This window comes from Staphylococcus sp. Ze2 (genome assembly GCF_048568365.1).
Taxonomy (GTDB): Bacteria; Bacillota; Bacilli; order Staphylococcales; family Staphylococcaceae; genus Staphylococcus; species Staphylococcus xylosus.
This window is the reverse complement of the sequence record NZ_CP183486.1, coordinates 2,007,697-2,021,703: the sequence shown is the minus strand read 5'-3', so window position 1 is coordinate 2,021,703 and position 14,007 is coordinate 2,007,697. Positions and strand designations below refer to the sequence as shown.

Annotated in this window: 12 protein-coding genes; all 12 read left to right on the top strand. The window is 34.6% G+C overall.

Annotation, left to right across the window (positions count from 1 at the left end; all coding sequences use genetic code 11):
• Positions 1-247: 247 nt before the first annotated feature.
• Positions 248-1,108: a ribosome biogenesis GTPase YlqF gene (gene ylqF, locus ACM591_RS09510; RefSeq protein WP_058625820.1), complete on the top strand. Its 861-nt coding sequence runs from the start codon at positions 248-250 to the stop codon at positions 1,106-1,108.
• Positions 1,109-1,114: 6 nt separating this feature from the next.
• Entirely contained in the window at positions 1,115-1,885 is a 771-nt protein-coding gene (locus tag ACM591_RS09505; RefSeq protein WP_029377480.1) for a ribonuclease HII, read from the top strand.
• 107 nt (positions 1,886-1,992) lie between these two features.
• The gene (gene sucC, locus ACM591_RS09500) at positions 1,993-3,159 is read left to right on the top strand and encodes an ADP-forming succinate--CoA ligase subunit beta (RefSeq protein WP_017724282.1); all 1,167 of its coding nucleotides are present in this window, start codon (positions 1,993-1,995) and stop codon (positions 3,157-3,159) included.
• A 21-nt stretch (positions 3,160-3,180) separates the two neighbouring features.
• Positions 3,181-4,086, top strand: a complete 906-nt coding sequence (gene sucD / locus ACM591_RS09495) for a succinate--CoA ligase subunit alpha (RefSeq protein WP_029377479.1) — start codon at positions 3,181-3,183, stop codon at positions 4,084-4,086.
• Between the two features lie 318 nt (positions 4,087-4,404).
• Positions 4,405-5,283, top strand: coding sequence for a DNA-processing protein DprA (gene dprA / locus ACM591_RS09490; protein ID WP_029377478.1), 879 nt, complete (start codon positions 4,405-4,407; stop codon positions 5,281-5,283).
• A gap of 197 nt (positions 5,284-5,480) precedes the next feature.
• A complete protein-coding gene (topA, locus tag ACM591_RS09485; protein WP_029377477.1) occupies positions 5,481-7,547 on the top strand; it encodes a type I DNA topoisomerase in 2,067 nt (688 codons plus the stop codon).
• A 142-nt stretch (positions 7,548-7,689) separates the two neighbouring features.
• On the top strand, positions 7,690-8,997 hold the full coding sequence (gene trmFO, locus ACM591_RS09480; protein ID WP_029377476.1) for an FADH(2)-oxidizing methylenetetrahydrofolate--tRNA-(uracil(54)-C(5))-methyltransferase TrmFO: 1,308 nt from the start codon (positions 7,690-7,692) through the stop codon (positions 8,995-8,997).
• A 117-nt stretch (positions 8,998-9,114) separates the two neighbouring features.
• The gene (xerC, locus tag ACM591_RS09475; protein WP_326026841.1) at positions 9,115-10,005 is read left to right on the top strand and encodes a tyrosine recombinase XerC; all 891 of its coding nucleotides are present in this window, start codon (positions 9,115-9,117) and stop codon (positions 10,003-10,005) included.
• A 3-nt stretch (positions 10,006-10,008) separates the two neighbouring features.
• Positions 10,009-10,551 carry an ATP-dependent protease subunit HslV gene (gene hslV, locus ACM591_RS09470; RefSeq protein WP_017724288.1) on the top strand — a complete coding sequence of 181 codons (543 nt, stop codon included), beginning with the start codon at positions 10,009-10,011 and terminating at the stop codon, positions 10,549-10,551.
• A gap of 130 nt (positions 10,552-10,681) precedes the next feature.
• Positions 10,682-12,091 carry an ATP-dependent protease ATPase subunit HslU gene (gene hslU / locus ACM591_RS09465; RefSeq protein WP_029377474.1) on the top strand — a complete coding sequence of 470 codons (1,410 nt, stop codon included), beginning with the start codon at positions 10,682-10,684 and terminating at the stop codon, positions 12,089-12,091.
• Positions 12,092-12,115: 24 nt separating this feature from the next.
• Complete coding sequence (gene codY, locus ACM591_RS09460; RefSeq protein ID WP_029377473.1) at positions 12,116-12,889, top strand: GTP-sensing pleiotropic transcriptional regulator CodY; 774 nt, start codon at positions 12,116-12,118, stop codon at positions 12,887-12,889.
• 298 nt (positions 12,890-13,187) lie between these two features.
• A complete protein-coding gene (rpsB, locus tag ACM591_RS09455) occupies positions 13,188-13,976 on the top strand; it encodes a 30S ribosomal protein S2 (RefSeq protein ID WP_017724291.1) in 789 nt (262 codons plus the stop codon).
• Positions 13,977-14,007 lie beyond the last annotated feature (31 nt).

The window sequence follows — 14,007 nt, the reverse complement described above, 5'->3', positions numbered from 1 at the left end:
AAAAACAAGATATAAATAAAACATTAACCTATATACAGATATCTAAAGCGCAACTTTAAATCATCTATATTTATATATTAAAGAATAGTGTAAAATTGAAGATGGTAAATAAGCTATGACGTTATTTTGTTTATCAAGCACTATGTAGCGTGTTATGATTTTAAAGTCAAAGCAACGTGCAACTATAATTATATATTTAATTTAATAAAAAATCTGAAAATCGCAAAAATAGAAAGGTGATATAGATATGGTAATACAATGGTATCCAGGCCACATGGCTAAAGCAAAAAGAGAAGTATCAGAACAATTAAAAAAAGTAGATGTCGTATTTGAATTAGTTGATGCTAGAATTCCGTACAGTTCTAGAAATCCTATGATTGATGAAGTGATACAACAAAAACCACGCGTAGTCATTTTAAATAAGAAAGATATGGCAAATTTAAAAGAATTAGAAAAGTGGGAATCATTTTTTAGAGATAAAGGTTATTACCCTGTGTCAATTGACGCAAAACATGGCAAAGGACTGAAGCAAGTAGAACAGATGGCCATTAAAGCTACCAAAGAAAAATTCGAAAGAGAGAAGCAAAAGGGCCTAAAGCCTAGAGCGATTAGAGCGATGATTGTCGGTATACCTAATGTAGGGAAATCAACATTAATCAATAAATTAGCTAATAAATCTATAGCTAAAACAGGCAATACGCCAGGTGTAACCAAACAGCAACAGTGGATAAAAGTAGGGAATTCACTACAATTGCTAGATACGCCTGGGATTTTATGGCCGAAATTCGAAGATCAACTCGTTGGGAAGAAACTAAGTGTTACTGGGGCAATTAAAGATAGTATTGTCCATTTAGATGAAGTAGCTATTTATGCTTTGGATTTCATGAAGGTACATGACTACGAAGGTTTAAAACAACACTATAAAATTGATGTTGCAGTAGATGCTGAGAATATCGAGTGGTTTGATGCAATCGGACGTAGACGTGGGTTGTTGCGTCGAGGTAACGAAATAGATTATGAAGCGGTAATTGATTTGATTATTCACGAAGTTAGGAATGCCAAGGTTGGCACGTACACGTTTGATATCATCAATGAAATGGACGTGTAGCCTAATATGAAACAAACGATTCAAGAAGTGAAAACAATATTACAAACAATACAATCTATAGAAGATCTTAATGCGCACATATTTGTTGAAGATGAACGTAAAGGTGTGCAAAATGCTATTGCACAAAGACGGAAACAATTAGAAAAAGAAGCATTATTGTTAAAAAAATATGAAGAAATGTCAGAGTTTGAAGCCGCTTTGTTAGCGCAAGATAGCGATGCGATTATTTGCGGCATCGATGAAGTTGGGCGTGGTCCGTTAGCAGGGCCGGTTGTAACATGTGCAGTCATTTTAAATGAGAATCATCATTTTGCGGGATTAAATGACTCGAAAAAATTATCTGCAAAGCAAAGGCAAAGTATAGAAAAACATTTACTAAATGATGTTTTTGCGTATGCTTACGGGTATGCATCAGTGGAAGAGATAGATCGATTAAATATTTATGAGGCTACAAAAGTAGCAATGTTAAGAGCGATTGCAGCATTACCAGTTCGTCCCACACACTTACTTGTCGATGCGATGACGTTAGATATAGATATCCCGCAAACATCATTAATTAAAGGTGACGCTAGGAGTGTATCTATTGCGGCTGCAAGCGTGTTAGCTAAAGAGCATAGAGATAAATATATGCGTGAATTAGCTGAGAAATATCCTGGGTACGGTTTTGAAAAAAATGCTGGTTATGGTACCCAACAACACTTAGACGGCATTAAACAGTTTGGTATTCTACCTGAACACAGGAAAACGTTTGAGCCAATTAAATCGCTCACAAATTAATAGTTAAAATGAAATAATTGAAATAACTAGAATAAATGAGTTTACAATAGCGCTTTCATTTCTTATAATTGAATATGAACTTAACCTAAGAAACAGGAGGATGGAGAATGAATATCCACGAGTATCAAGGTAAAGCAATATTTCGTTCTATGGGCGTTGCTGTCCCAGAAGGACGCGTAGCATATACTGCTGAGGAAGCGGTTGAAAAGGCAAAAGAACTAGATTCAAAAGTTTATGTGGTAAAAGCACAGATTCATGCAGGGGGTAGAGGTAAAGCTGGCGGTGTGAAAATTGCAAAATCACTATCCGAAGTAGAAACCTATGCAAATGAATTATTAGGTAAGACGCTTGTTACACATCAAACTGGGCCTGAAGGTAAGGAAGTTAAACGCCTTTACATAGAAGAAGGCTGCGATATTCAAAAAGAATATTATGTTGGTTTTGTAATTGATCGTGCAACAGACAGAGTTACTTTAATGGCTTCAGAGGAAGGCGGTACTGAAATTGAAGAAGTAGCTGCTGAAACACCTGAAAAAATATTCAAAGAAACAATTGATCCTGTTGTTGGGTTAGCACCATATCAAGCTAGAAGAATCGCATTCAACATTAATATTCCAAAAGAATCGATTAATAAAGCGGCTAAATTTTTAGTATCATTATATAATGTGTTCATCGAAAAAGATTGTTCTATCGTTGAAATCAACCCACTTGTAACTACAGGTGAAGGTGAAGTATTAGCTTTAGATGCAAAAGTTAACTTTGATGATAATGCATTGTTTAAACATAAAGATATTCAAGAATTACGTGACTTAGAAGAAGAAGATCCAAAAGAAATCGAAGCATCTAAATATGATTTATCATATATTGCATTAGATGGAGATATCGGTTGTATGGTAAATGGTGCTGGTTTAGCGATGGCTACTATGGATACAATTAATCACTTCGGCGGAAATCCGGCTAACTTCCTTGACGTAGGGGGCGGCGCAACTAAAGAAAAAGTTACTGAAGCATTTAAAATTATTTTAGGTGACGAGCAAGTTAAAGGTATCTTTGTAAATATCTTTGGTGGCATTATGAAATGTGACATCATTGCAGAAGGTATAGTTGCCGCGGTTAAAGAAGTAGAACTTACACTACCACTTGTTGTACGTTTAGAAGGTACAAACGTTGAAAAAGGTAAGGAAATCCTTAAAGAATCTGGATTAGCAATTGAACCAGCAGCTACAATGGCTGAAGGCGCACAAAAAATCGTAAAACTTGTTAAAGAAGCATAAGGAAAGGATGGGAGCACGAAGATGAGCGTATTTATTGATAAGAATACAAAAGTAATTGTACAAGGTATCACAGGGTCAACTGCCCTTTTCCATACAAAACAAATGCTTGAATATGGTACACAAATTGTTGCTGGGGTCACTCCAGGTAAAGGCGGACAAGTTGTTGAAGGCGTTCCAGTATTCAATACAGTTGAAGAAGCACAAGAAGAAACAGGTGCTACAGTTTCAGTAATCTACGTACCTGCGCCATTCGCTGCAGATGCAATTCTAGAATGTATTGAGGCTGAGTTAGATTTAGCAATCTGTATTACAGAACACATTCCAGTAGTTGATATGGTTAAAGTTAAACGTTACTCAGAAGGTAAGAAAACACGTGTTGTTGGTCCGAACTGTCCAGGTGTAATCACTGCTGATGAATGTAAAATCGGAATTATGCCAGGTTATATCCATAAAAAAGGTCATGTAGGCGTAGTTTCACGTTCAGGTACATTAACTTATGAAGCAGTTCATCAATTAACTGAAGAGGGTATTGGTCAAACTACTGCCGTAGGAATTGGCGGAGACCCAGTTAACGGTACAAACTTTATTGATGTATTAAAAGCATTTAATGAAGATGAAGAAACTAAAGCAGTTGTTATGATTGGTGAAATCGGTGGTACTGCAGAAGAAGAAGCTGCAGAGTGGATTAAAGCTAATATGACTAAACCTGTCGTAGGTTTCGTTGGAGGACAAACAGCGCCTCCAGGTAAGCGTATGGGTCATGCTGGCGCTATCATTTCAGGTGGTAAAGGTACTGCAGCAGAAAAAATTAAAACACTTAATAGTTGTGGTGTGAAAACTGCAGATACACCTTCTGAAATTGGTACTACATTGATTGATGCAGCAAAAGAAGCAGGCATATACGAACAATTATTAACTGTTAAGTAATTGTTTGTCTTATAACACGCACAAATTCCGATAATATGTCGGAGTTTGTGCTTTTTTAGGTTGAGTTCCTACCATATTAATAGTGGGATTTTCTATCATTAGAAGTTATGTTCAATTTTATTGTTAGAGATCTAACATTTTTTGCATACGTCATATTACTAAGAACAATAATGTCTTTCGATTCATTAAGGCTAACACGTTTTAATAGCAGAAATTACTCTTTAAAGTTATATTAAATTTCATAAAAAAATGATTTCATAATGTAAAATAAGTTCAATAGAAATTCCTTTATAATGTACATATAAAGGAGAGCGATACATGAAAGAACAGCTGTATTTGAAACTGAGATTTGCAGGTTTAACTACACGTCATTTGCACCAACTATTTGAATTTTCACCATCATTTGCATATGATCATGAATTAGAGCAAAAACATACCCTTAAAGCTTTTTTATCAAAGTCAGCAATAAATAGAAAAAGCATCATTTATGACAATTTTTTAAATTTAGAGTGTGACTATATTTTCAAACTGCTAAAACAATGGCATATTAGTTATGTGGCTATTGAATCCGATGCTTATCCTAAATTATTACGTGAAATACATGATCCGCCATTTATCCTTTTCTATAAAGGTGACCTTTCTTTAATGCAATCTACGCGAACACTTGCTATTATTGGTTCGAGACAAGCTACTAATTATACTCGAAGAACATTAGAAACTTTTTTCCCTAATTTTAAAAATGAGAATTTAATTATCGTGTCTGGTTTGGCAAAAGGTGCTGATAGAATAGCTCACGCACAAACGCTTAAACATAATATGGGAGCGATTGCTGTATTGGGATTTGGCCATAAACATCACTACCCTAAAGAAACTTATGCTATTCGAACACAAATTGAGTCTAAAGGTATAGTGATTAGTGAGTATGTACCAACAGAAAGGCCTCGAAAATATCATTTCCCCGAACGAAATAGACTTATTAGTGGACTTTCTAGGGGAGTTTTTATCACAGAATCCACTGTGAGAAGTGGGACAAATATAACGAAAGATTGCGCGTTGGATCAAAATAGGGAAGTATATGTATTACCTGGATCTATTTATAATCCTATGACCCAAGGAAATTTAGTTAGCGCACAAGAAGGCGCAAAGATTGTGTTGAAGGCGTACGATATTTTAGAAGATTACAGTCAGTCATTATAAAACAATGGTATATGACACGTTAAATAGCTAGAAATATAGTTTTGTAGAAAATATATGTAAAAACAATGACAATGATGAATTTTAACCACAATTATACGTTGATTTAATACACATTAAGAATTAAAAAGATTGACAAAAACAAAATACACCGTTTATCATTTATCTTTGTAATTAGAAAATGCAAGGGGGTAACTACTTTGGCAGAAAATTTAGTCATAGTTGAATCGCCTGCAAAAGCTAAAACTATTGAAAAATATTTAGGGAAAAAATACAAAGTTATCGCATCGATGGGCCATGTTCGAGATTTGCCTCGTAGTCAAATGGGCGTAGATGCAGAAAATGATTATGAACCCAAATATATTACAATACGCGGCAAGGGGCCAGTAGTTAAAGAATTAAAGAAACATGCTAAGAAAGCCAAAAAAGTTTTCCTAGCGAGTGACCCGGACCGTGAAGGTGAAGCTATTGCTTGGCATTTAGCAAATATATTAAATTTAGAAGATTCAAAAGAAAATAGAGTAGTATTTAATGAAATAACAAAAGATGCTGTGAAAGATAGCTTCAAACATCCAAGAGGTATAGAGATGGAACTTGTTGATGCACAACAAGCACGTCGTATATTAGATCGTTTAGTAGGTTATAATATTTCACCAGTACTTTGGAAAAAAGTAAAAAAAGGGTTATCGGCCGGTCGTGTACAATCAGTGGCACTGAGACTTGTCATTGATCGAGAAAATGAAATAAGAAACTTCAAACCAGAAGAATATTGGAAAATTGAGGGCGAATTTAGATATAAAAAGTCTAAATTTACAGCTAAATTTTTACATTTAAAAAACAAACCATATAAGTTAACAAACAAAGATGATGTTGAAAAAGTAACGACACAGTTGGACGGAGATCAATTTGAAGTAACGAAAGTAACGAAGAAAGAAAAAACACGTTACCCTGCAAATCCTTTTACAACTTCAACGCTACAACAAGAAGCTGCGCGTAAGTTAAACTTTAAAGCGCGTAAAACAATGATGTTAGCACAACAATTATATGAAGGTATTGACTTGAAAAAACAAGGCACTGTTGGTTTAATTACCTATATGCGTACTGATTCAACGAGAATATCTGATCAAGCTAAGGCAGAAGCTAAAAACTATATTGAAGAGACGTATGGTCAAAATTATACATCAGGTCGCAAAGCAAAAGGTCAAGGAGCTCAAGATGCTCACGAAGCAGTCAGACCTTCAAGTACTTTACGTACGCCAAATGAAATGAAAGCATTTTTAACTAGAGATCAACATAGATTATATAAACTAATTTGGGAGCGTTTTGTAGCTAGTCAAATGGCACCGGCAATATTAGATACGGTTGCCATGGATATAACGCAAAATGATATAAAATTCCGTGCAAATGGCCAAACGATCAAATTCAAAGGTTTTATGACATTATATGTTGAAGCTAAAGATGATAGCGACGAGGGTAAAGATAATAAATTACCTAATATTGAAGAAGGTGAAATGGTTACAGCTACAAATATTGAACCATCACAACATTTCACTCAGCCACCACCACGTTATACTGAAGCTCGTCTAGTTAAAACGATGGAAGAGTTAAAGATTGGGAGACCTTCTACGTATGCACCAACTATTGATACAATACAAAAAAGAAATTATGTAAAAAATGAAAGTAAACGTTTTGTACCAACAGAGTTAGGCGAAATTGTACACGAACAAGTAAAAGATTACTTCCCAGAAATCATAGATGTTGATTTTACTGTAAATATGGAAACGTTACTTGATAAAGTGGCTGATGGTGAAATTCCATGGAAAAAGGTAATAAGAGACTTTTACAGTAGTTTCAGTCAAGATGTTGAGCGTGCTGAAGAGGAAATGGAAAAAATTGAAATCAAAGATGAACCAGCTGGTGAAGACTGTGAAGTATGTGGTTCGCCAATGGTCATTAAAATGGGACGTTATGGTAAATTTATGGCGTGCTCAAATTTCCCCGATTGCCGCAATACAAAAGCCATTGTTAAAACAATCGGCGTAACTTGTCCAAAATGTAAAGAGGGCGACGTAGTAGAACGTAAGTCGAAGAAAAATCGTGTGTTCTATGGTTGTTCAAAATATCCAGAATGTGATTTCGTTACATGGGATAAACCAATAGGTCGAGACTGTCCGAAATGTGAACAATATCTTGTTGAGAAAAAACAAGGACGTAAGAGCCAAGTTGTATGTTCTAACTGTGATTACAAAGAAGAAGAGCAGAAATAAATAATGAAATATCGATTATTGTTTTAAATAATTATATATGAATGATAGTAGCAGCTTACGACAAATATTTATAATTTGAATGATATATTTATAAATATGTTAGAATGTCTAAGTTGCTATTTTATAAGTAGGAGGTAAATAAATGACCCAAGTAGTAAACGTTGTAGGTGCTGGGCTTGCTGGATCAGAAGCTGCATATCAATTAGCGCAACGAGGTGTAAAAGTCAATCTTATTGAAATGAGGCCGGTTAAGCAAACGCCTGCGCATCACACGGATAAGTTTGCTGAATTAGTATGTTCTAACTCGTTAAGAGGAAATGCGTTAACAAATGCAGTAGGTGTACTTAAAGAAGAAATGAGACGTTTGGATTCATTAATTATCAGTGCTGCAGATAAAGCAAGGGTACCAGCTGGAGGTGCTTTAGCGGTTGATCGCCATGATTTTGCAGGTTATGTCACAGAAACATTAAAAGAACATCCAAATATAACTGTATTAAATGAAGAAATTAATAGCATACCAGAAGGTTATACTATTATTGCTACTGGACCTTTAACAACAGATAAATTGGCAAATGAAATTGTTGAAGCCACTGGTAAGGATCAATTATATTTCTATGATGCGGCAGCTCCAATAGTTGAAAAAGATAGTATAGATTTAGAAAAAGCATATCTAAAATCACGTTATGATAAAGGTGAAGCTGCCTATTTAAATTGTCCTATGACTGAAGAAGAGTTTAATACATTTTATGACGCTTTAATGGAAGCAGAAGTTGCTCCAGTCAATGAATTTGAAAAAGAAAAATACTTTGAAGGTTGTATGCCGTTTGAAGTTATGGCTGAACGCGGTAGAAAGACTTTACTATTTGGTCCTATGAAGCCAGTAGGACTTGAAGATCCTAAAACTGGGAAAAGACCATATGCTGTTGTTCAATTGCGTCAAGATGATGCAGCAGGTACGTTATATAATATTGTTGGATTCCAAACACATTTAAAATGGGGTGCACAAAAAGACGTCATTCGCCTTATACCAGGCTTAGAGAATGTTGAAATTGTAAGATATGGCGTGATGCATCGTAATACCTTCATTAATTCTCCTGATGTTTTAACAGAAACGTATGAACTAAAAGGTAGAGAAGAACTATATTTTGCAGGTCAAATGACAGGTGTTGAAGGCTATGTAGAAAGTGCAGCGAGTGGGCTTGTTGCTGGTATAAATGTTGCACATAAAATTCAAAACAAAGGTGAGGTCGTTTTCCCTAGAGAAACAATGATCGGAAGTATGGCATATTATATTTCACATGCTAAAAATGAAAAGAACTTCCAGCCTATGAATGCTAACTTTGGGCTTTTACCTACTTTGGAAAATAGAATTAAAGACAAAAAGTTACGTTATGAAACGTTAGCAAATCGCGCATTAGATTATTTAGATAACTATAAAAAAACACTATAAAATATCGTATTTAACAAACAAATTCGAAAATTTTGAAAGTTTTACTCAATTTAATACTTTTTTTTCGCAGACTCCTCTTTCAATATGCTACAATTCATATTGATGGAGGGGTTTTTAATGGAAAAAATCCAGCAAGTATATTTATATATGTTGAAAGTGGAGAAACATTTTTCAGAGCATACATTGAAATCATATCACGATGATTTAGACCAGTTTAATGATTTCTTATCACAGGAACATCTTGAATTAGCAACATTCGAATACAAAGATGCTAGGAATTATTTAAGTTACTTATATTCAAAAAACTTGAAAAGAACATCTGTTTCTCGTAAAATTTCTACGCTGAGAAGTTTTTACGAATACTGGATGACACAAGATGAACAAGTAGTTAATCCATTTATACAATTAGTACATCCTAAGAAAGAACAATATTTACCTCACTTTTTTTATGAAGAAGAAATGGAAGCCTTATTTGATACTGTTGAAGGTGATGCTAAAAAAGGGTTGAGAGATAGAGTGATCTTAGAATTACTTTACGCAACTGGAATTAGGGTTTCTGAATTGATTAATATAAAAGAACAAGATGTAGATATGTATTCACCAGGAGTTAAAGTTTTGGGGAAGGGTGGCAAAGAACGGTTTATACCTTTTGGCGAATTTTGTAAGCAAAGTATTGAACGGTACTTAACACAATTTAAACCCAAAGCAAATAGCGACCATGTATACTTATTAGTCAACATGAATGGAGAACCAATTACAGAACGTGGTATACGTTATGTATTAAATGATGTAGTAAAACGTACTGCAGGCGTGACAGAAATTCATCCTCACAAATTGAGGCACACGTTTGCAACACATATGTTAAATCAAGGCGCTGATTTGCGTACAGTACAATCGTTGTTGGGGCATGTCAATTTGTCTACAACAGGGCGGTATACACATGTGACAAATGAGCAGTTAAGAAAAGTTTATTTAAATGCACACCCACGTGCAAAAAAGGAGAATTAGTTTATGAGTACATCTATCCATGCAACAACTATATTTGCAGTACAACATAATGGTCACTCAGCAATGGCTGGCGATGGTCAAGTTACTCTTGGAGAGCAAGTCATTATGAAACAAACAGCTAGAAAAGTAAGACGCTTATATAATGATAAAGTTTTGGCAGGTTTTGCTGGAAGTGTGGCTGATGCATTCACCTTATTTGAAAAGTTTGAAACTAAATTACAACAATTTAGCGGTAATCTAGAAAGAGCTGCGGTTGAATTGGCGCAAGAATGGCGTGGCGATAAACAACTTAGACAATTAGAAGCTATGCTCATAGTTATGGATGAAACTTCAATACTTGTAGTTAGTGGTACTGGTGAAGTTATAGCTCCAGATGATAATTTGATCGCTATAGGCTCTGGCGGCAACTATGCATTAAGTGCAGGTAGAGCACTAAAGAGTAACGCAACACATTTAACAGCGAGTGAAATGGCATATGAAAGTTTGAAAGTTGCTTCAGATATCTGTGTATTTACAAATGATCAAATCATCGTGGAAGAATTGTAAATAATAAAAATATGATTGCAATGTATAAATGTTTATCATTAGGATATAGTTTAAATAGTAGAATTTCCCATAAATTGCTATTAATATGTTACAGAGATAAAAAATGATTATAACGGAGGTAACTTGTCTAATGGAGACGAATGGTATCAAATTAACACCTAAAGATATTGTTACAAAACTTAATGAATATATAGTCGGACAAGATGATGCAAAACGAAAAGTTGCGATTGCTTTAAGAAATCGATATAGAAGAAGCCTTTTGACTGAAGAAGAAAAGCAAGAGGTTGCCCCAAAGAACATATTGATGATTGGACCAACTGGTGTAGGGAAAACAGAAATCGCTAGACGCATGGCGAAAGTAGTGGGCGCACCTTTTATCAAGGTAGAAGCTACGAAGTTTACAGAAGTTGGTTATGTAGGTCGAGACGTAGAAAGTATGGTACGTGATCTCGTTGATATTGCGGTAAGATTAGTAAAAGAACAGAAAAAAACATTAGTACATGATGAGGCACAAAATAAAGCTAATGAAAAGTTAGTTAAATTATTAGTGCCGAGCATGAAGAAAAAGGCAGCAACAAACAATAACGCTAATCCATTAGAATCACTTTTCGGAGGTTCAATGCCTAATTTCGGTCAAAATAATGACGAAGAGGAAGAAGCACCTACTGAAGAAGTGAAAACAAAACGTTCAGAAATCAAACAGCAACTATTAGATGGTAAGTTAGAAGAAGAAAAAGTAAGGTTAAAGGTTGAGCAAGATCCTGCTGCGATGGGAATGTTAGGTACGAATCAAAATCAACAGATGCAGGATATGATGAACCAATTAATGCCGAAGAAAAAAGTTGAACGAGAAGTACCTGTTAAAACAGCTCGCAAGATATTGACGGATGAATTTGCTGACGAGTTAATCGATCAAGAGACTGCAAATCAAGAAGCGATTGAATTAGCGGAACAAATGGGAATTATTTTTATCGATGAAATAGATAAAGTAGCGACAAATAGTCAAAGCTCAGGTCAAGATGTATCACGCCAGGGTGTTCAAAGAGATATTTTACCAATTCTTGAAGGTAGCATGGTTCAAACGAAATATGGTACTGTTAATACTGAACATATGCTATTTATTGGTGCAGGAGCATTCCACGTGTCTAAACCAAGTGATTTAATTCCAGAGTTACAAGGTCGTTTTCCAATTCGTGTTGAATTAGAAAGTCTATCGGTAGGAGATTTCGTTAGAATCTTGACTGAACCTAAACTATCACTTATTAAACAATATGAAGCATTACTTGATACGGAGAAAGTAACAGTCAATTTTACCGACGATGCAATCAAACGATTGGCAGAGATAGCATTCCAGGTGAATCAAGATACTGATAACATCGGCGCGCGTCGATTGCATACTATACTTGAAAAAATGCTGGAAGATTTATCCTTTGAAGCACCAAGTATGCCGAATGCGGTTGTAGATATCACACCACAATATGTAGACGATAAGTTGAAAACAATTTCAACAAATAAAGATTTAAGTGCATTTATTTTATAATATAAATGAAAAAGGAGAAGGAATATGAGCTTATTATCGAAAACTAGAGAATTAAATACGCTTTTACAAAAACATAAAGGTATTGCTGTAGATTTTAAAGATGTAGCACAAACGATCAGTAGTGTAACGGTTACTAATGTATTTATAGTTTCAAGAAAAGGTAAAATTTTAGGATCAAGTTTAAATGAACTATTAAAAAACGAACGTATTATCCAAATGTTAGAAAACAGACATATACCTGTTGAATATACCGATAAGTTGATGGATGTTAAAGAAACTGAATCTAATATCAACATTGACAATGTGTTAACTGTGTTCCCACCAGAAAATAAAGATTTATTTGGTGAAAGCAAGACAACGATTTTCCCGATTTTAGGCGGTGGTGAAAGATTAGGTACATTAGTACTTGGTCGTGTAACTGACGATTTCTCGGAAAATGACTTAGTGTTAGGCGAATATGCAGCTACAGTAATTGGCATGGAAATTTTACGTGAGAAACATAATGAAGTAGAAAAAGAAGCTAGAGATAAAGCAGCGATTAGTATGGCAATTAATTCCTTATCATATTCAGAAAGTGAAGCGATTGAACACATTTTTGAAGAATTAGGCGGTAAAGAAGGCCTTTTAATTGCTTCTAAAGTAGCAGATCGAGTTGGTATCACACGTTCAGTAATTGTTAATGCATTGCGTAAACTTGAAAGTGCTGGTGTAATCGAATCACGTTCACTTGGAATGAAAGGTACTTTCATCAAAGTTAAAAAAGAAAAATTCTTGGACGAATTAGACCGTATTAAATAATTTGTTTGATTATTAATCATACAAATCTAAATCAAATTTTTATTAGAGGATTTAGATTCAATAAATCACCTACAATACTAACTTAGAGGCTGAAACGGATTACGACGTTTGAGCCTCTTAATTGTTTAAAATAGTAGTTTGAAAGTATTGATTTATAATAATGTATATGTTATATTTATTGACGGCTATGAAGCCAATACACACATAAAAAGTGAAAGTATAAAGGGTGCGACATATTTTGTGTCGTGTTTATATGAGCTTTTTGTGGAGGTAAAAAACCAATAGGAGGAATTTTATTATGGCAGTAATTTCAATGAAACAATTGCTAGAAGCAGGTGTTCACTTCGGTCACCAAACACGCCGTTGGAACCCAAAAATGAAAAGATATATCTTCACTGAAAGAAACGGTATTTACATTATCGATTTACAAAAAACAGTGAAAAAAGTAGAAGAAGCTTATAACTTCATTAAACAAGTATCAGAAGATGGCGGAAAAGTTTTATTCGTTGGTACTAAGAAACAAGCACAAGATTCAGTTAAATCTGAAGCAGAACGTGCTGGTCAATTTTACGTAAACCAAAGATGGTTAGGCGGAATCTTAACTAACTATAAAACAATTTCTAAACGTATCAAACGTATCTCTGAAATTGAAAAAATGGAAGAAGATGGCTTATTCGAAGTATTACCTAAAAAAGAAGTTGTAGAACTTAAAAAAGAATATGACCGTTTAATTAAATTCTTAGGCGGAATTCGTGATATGAAATCTATGCCTCAAGCATTATTTGTAGTTGATCCTCGTAAAGAGCGCAACGCAATTGCTGAAGCACGTAAATTACACATCCCAATCGTTGGTATTGTAGACACTAACTGTGATCCAGATGAAATTGATTACGTTATCCCTGCAAACGATGATGCTATTCGTGCAGTTAAATTATTAACTGGTAAAATGGCAGATGCAATCTTAGAAGGTCAACAAGGTGTATCAAATGAAGAAGTAGCAGCTGAACAAAACATTGATTTAAACGAATCAACTGAAGCTACTGAAGCAGAAACAACTGAAGAAAACACTTCTGTTGAATCAAACTAAGAATAATGTAAAATGGGTGATAAGATATATA

What these genes read in the sequence shown, in the direction of transcription:
- ylqF (WP_058625820.1), top strand. Translation starts at nt 248, where the DNA reads ATGGTAATACAATGGTATCCAGGCCACATGGCTAAAGCAAAAAGAGAA.
- ACM591_RS09505 (WP_029377480.1), top strand. Translation starts at nt 1,115, where the DNA reads ATGAAACAAACGATTCAAGAAGTGAAAACAATATTACAAACAATACAA.
- sucC (WP_017724282.1), top strand. Translation starts at nt 1,993, where the DNA reads ATGAATATCCACGAGTATCAAGGTAAAGCAATATTTCGTTCTATGGGC.
- sucD (WP_029377479.1), top strand. Translation starts at nt 3,181, where the DNA reads ATGAGCGTATTTATTGATAAGAATACAAAAGTAATTGTACAAGGTATC.
- dprA (WP_029377478.1), top strand. Translation starts at nt 4,405, where the DNA reads ATGAAAGAACAGCTGTATTTGAAACTGAGATTTGCAGGTTTAACTACA.
- trmFO (WP_029377476.1), top strand. Translation starts at nt 7,690, where the DNA reads ATGACCCAAGTAGTAAACGTTGTAGGTGCTGGGCTTGCTGGATCAGAA.
- xerC (WP_326026841.1), top strand. Translation starts at nt 9,115, where the DNA reads ATGGAAAAAATCCAGCAAGTATATTTATATATGTTGAAAGTGGAGAAA.
- hslV (WP_017724288.1), top strand. Translation starts at nt 10,009, where the DNA reads ATGAGTACATCTATCCATGCAACAACTATATTTGCAGTACAACATAAT.
- hslU (WP_029377474.1), top strand. Translation starts at nt 10,682, where the DNA reads ATGGAGACGAATGGTATCAAATTAACACCTAAAGATATTGTTACAAAA.
- codY (WP_029377473.1), top strand. Translation starts at nt 12,116, where the DNA reads ATGAGCTTATTATCGAAAACTAGAGAATTAAATACGCTTTTACAAAAA.
- rpsB (WP_017724291.1), top strand. Translation starts at nt 13,188, where the DNA reads ATGGCAGTAATTTCAATGAAACAATTGCTAGAAGCAGGTGTTCACTTC.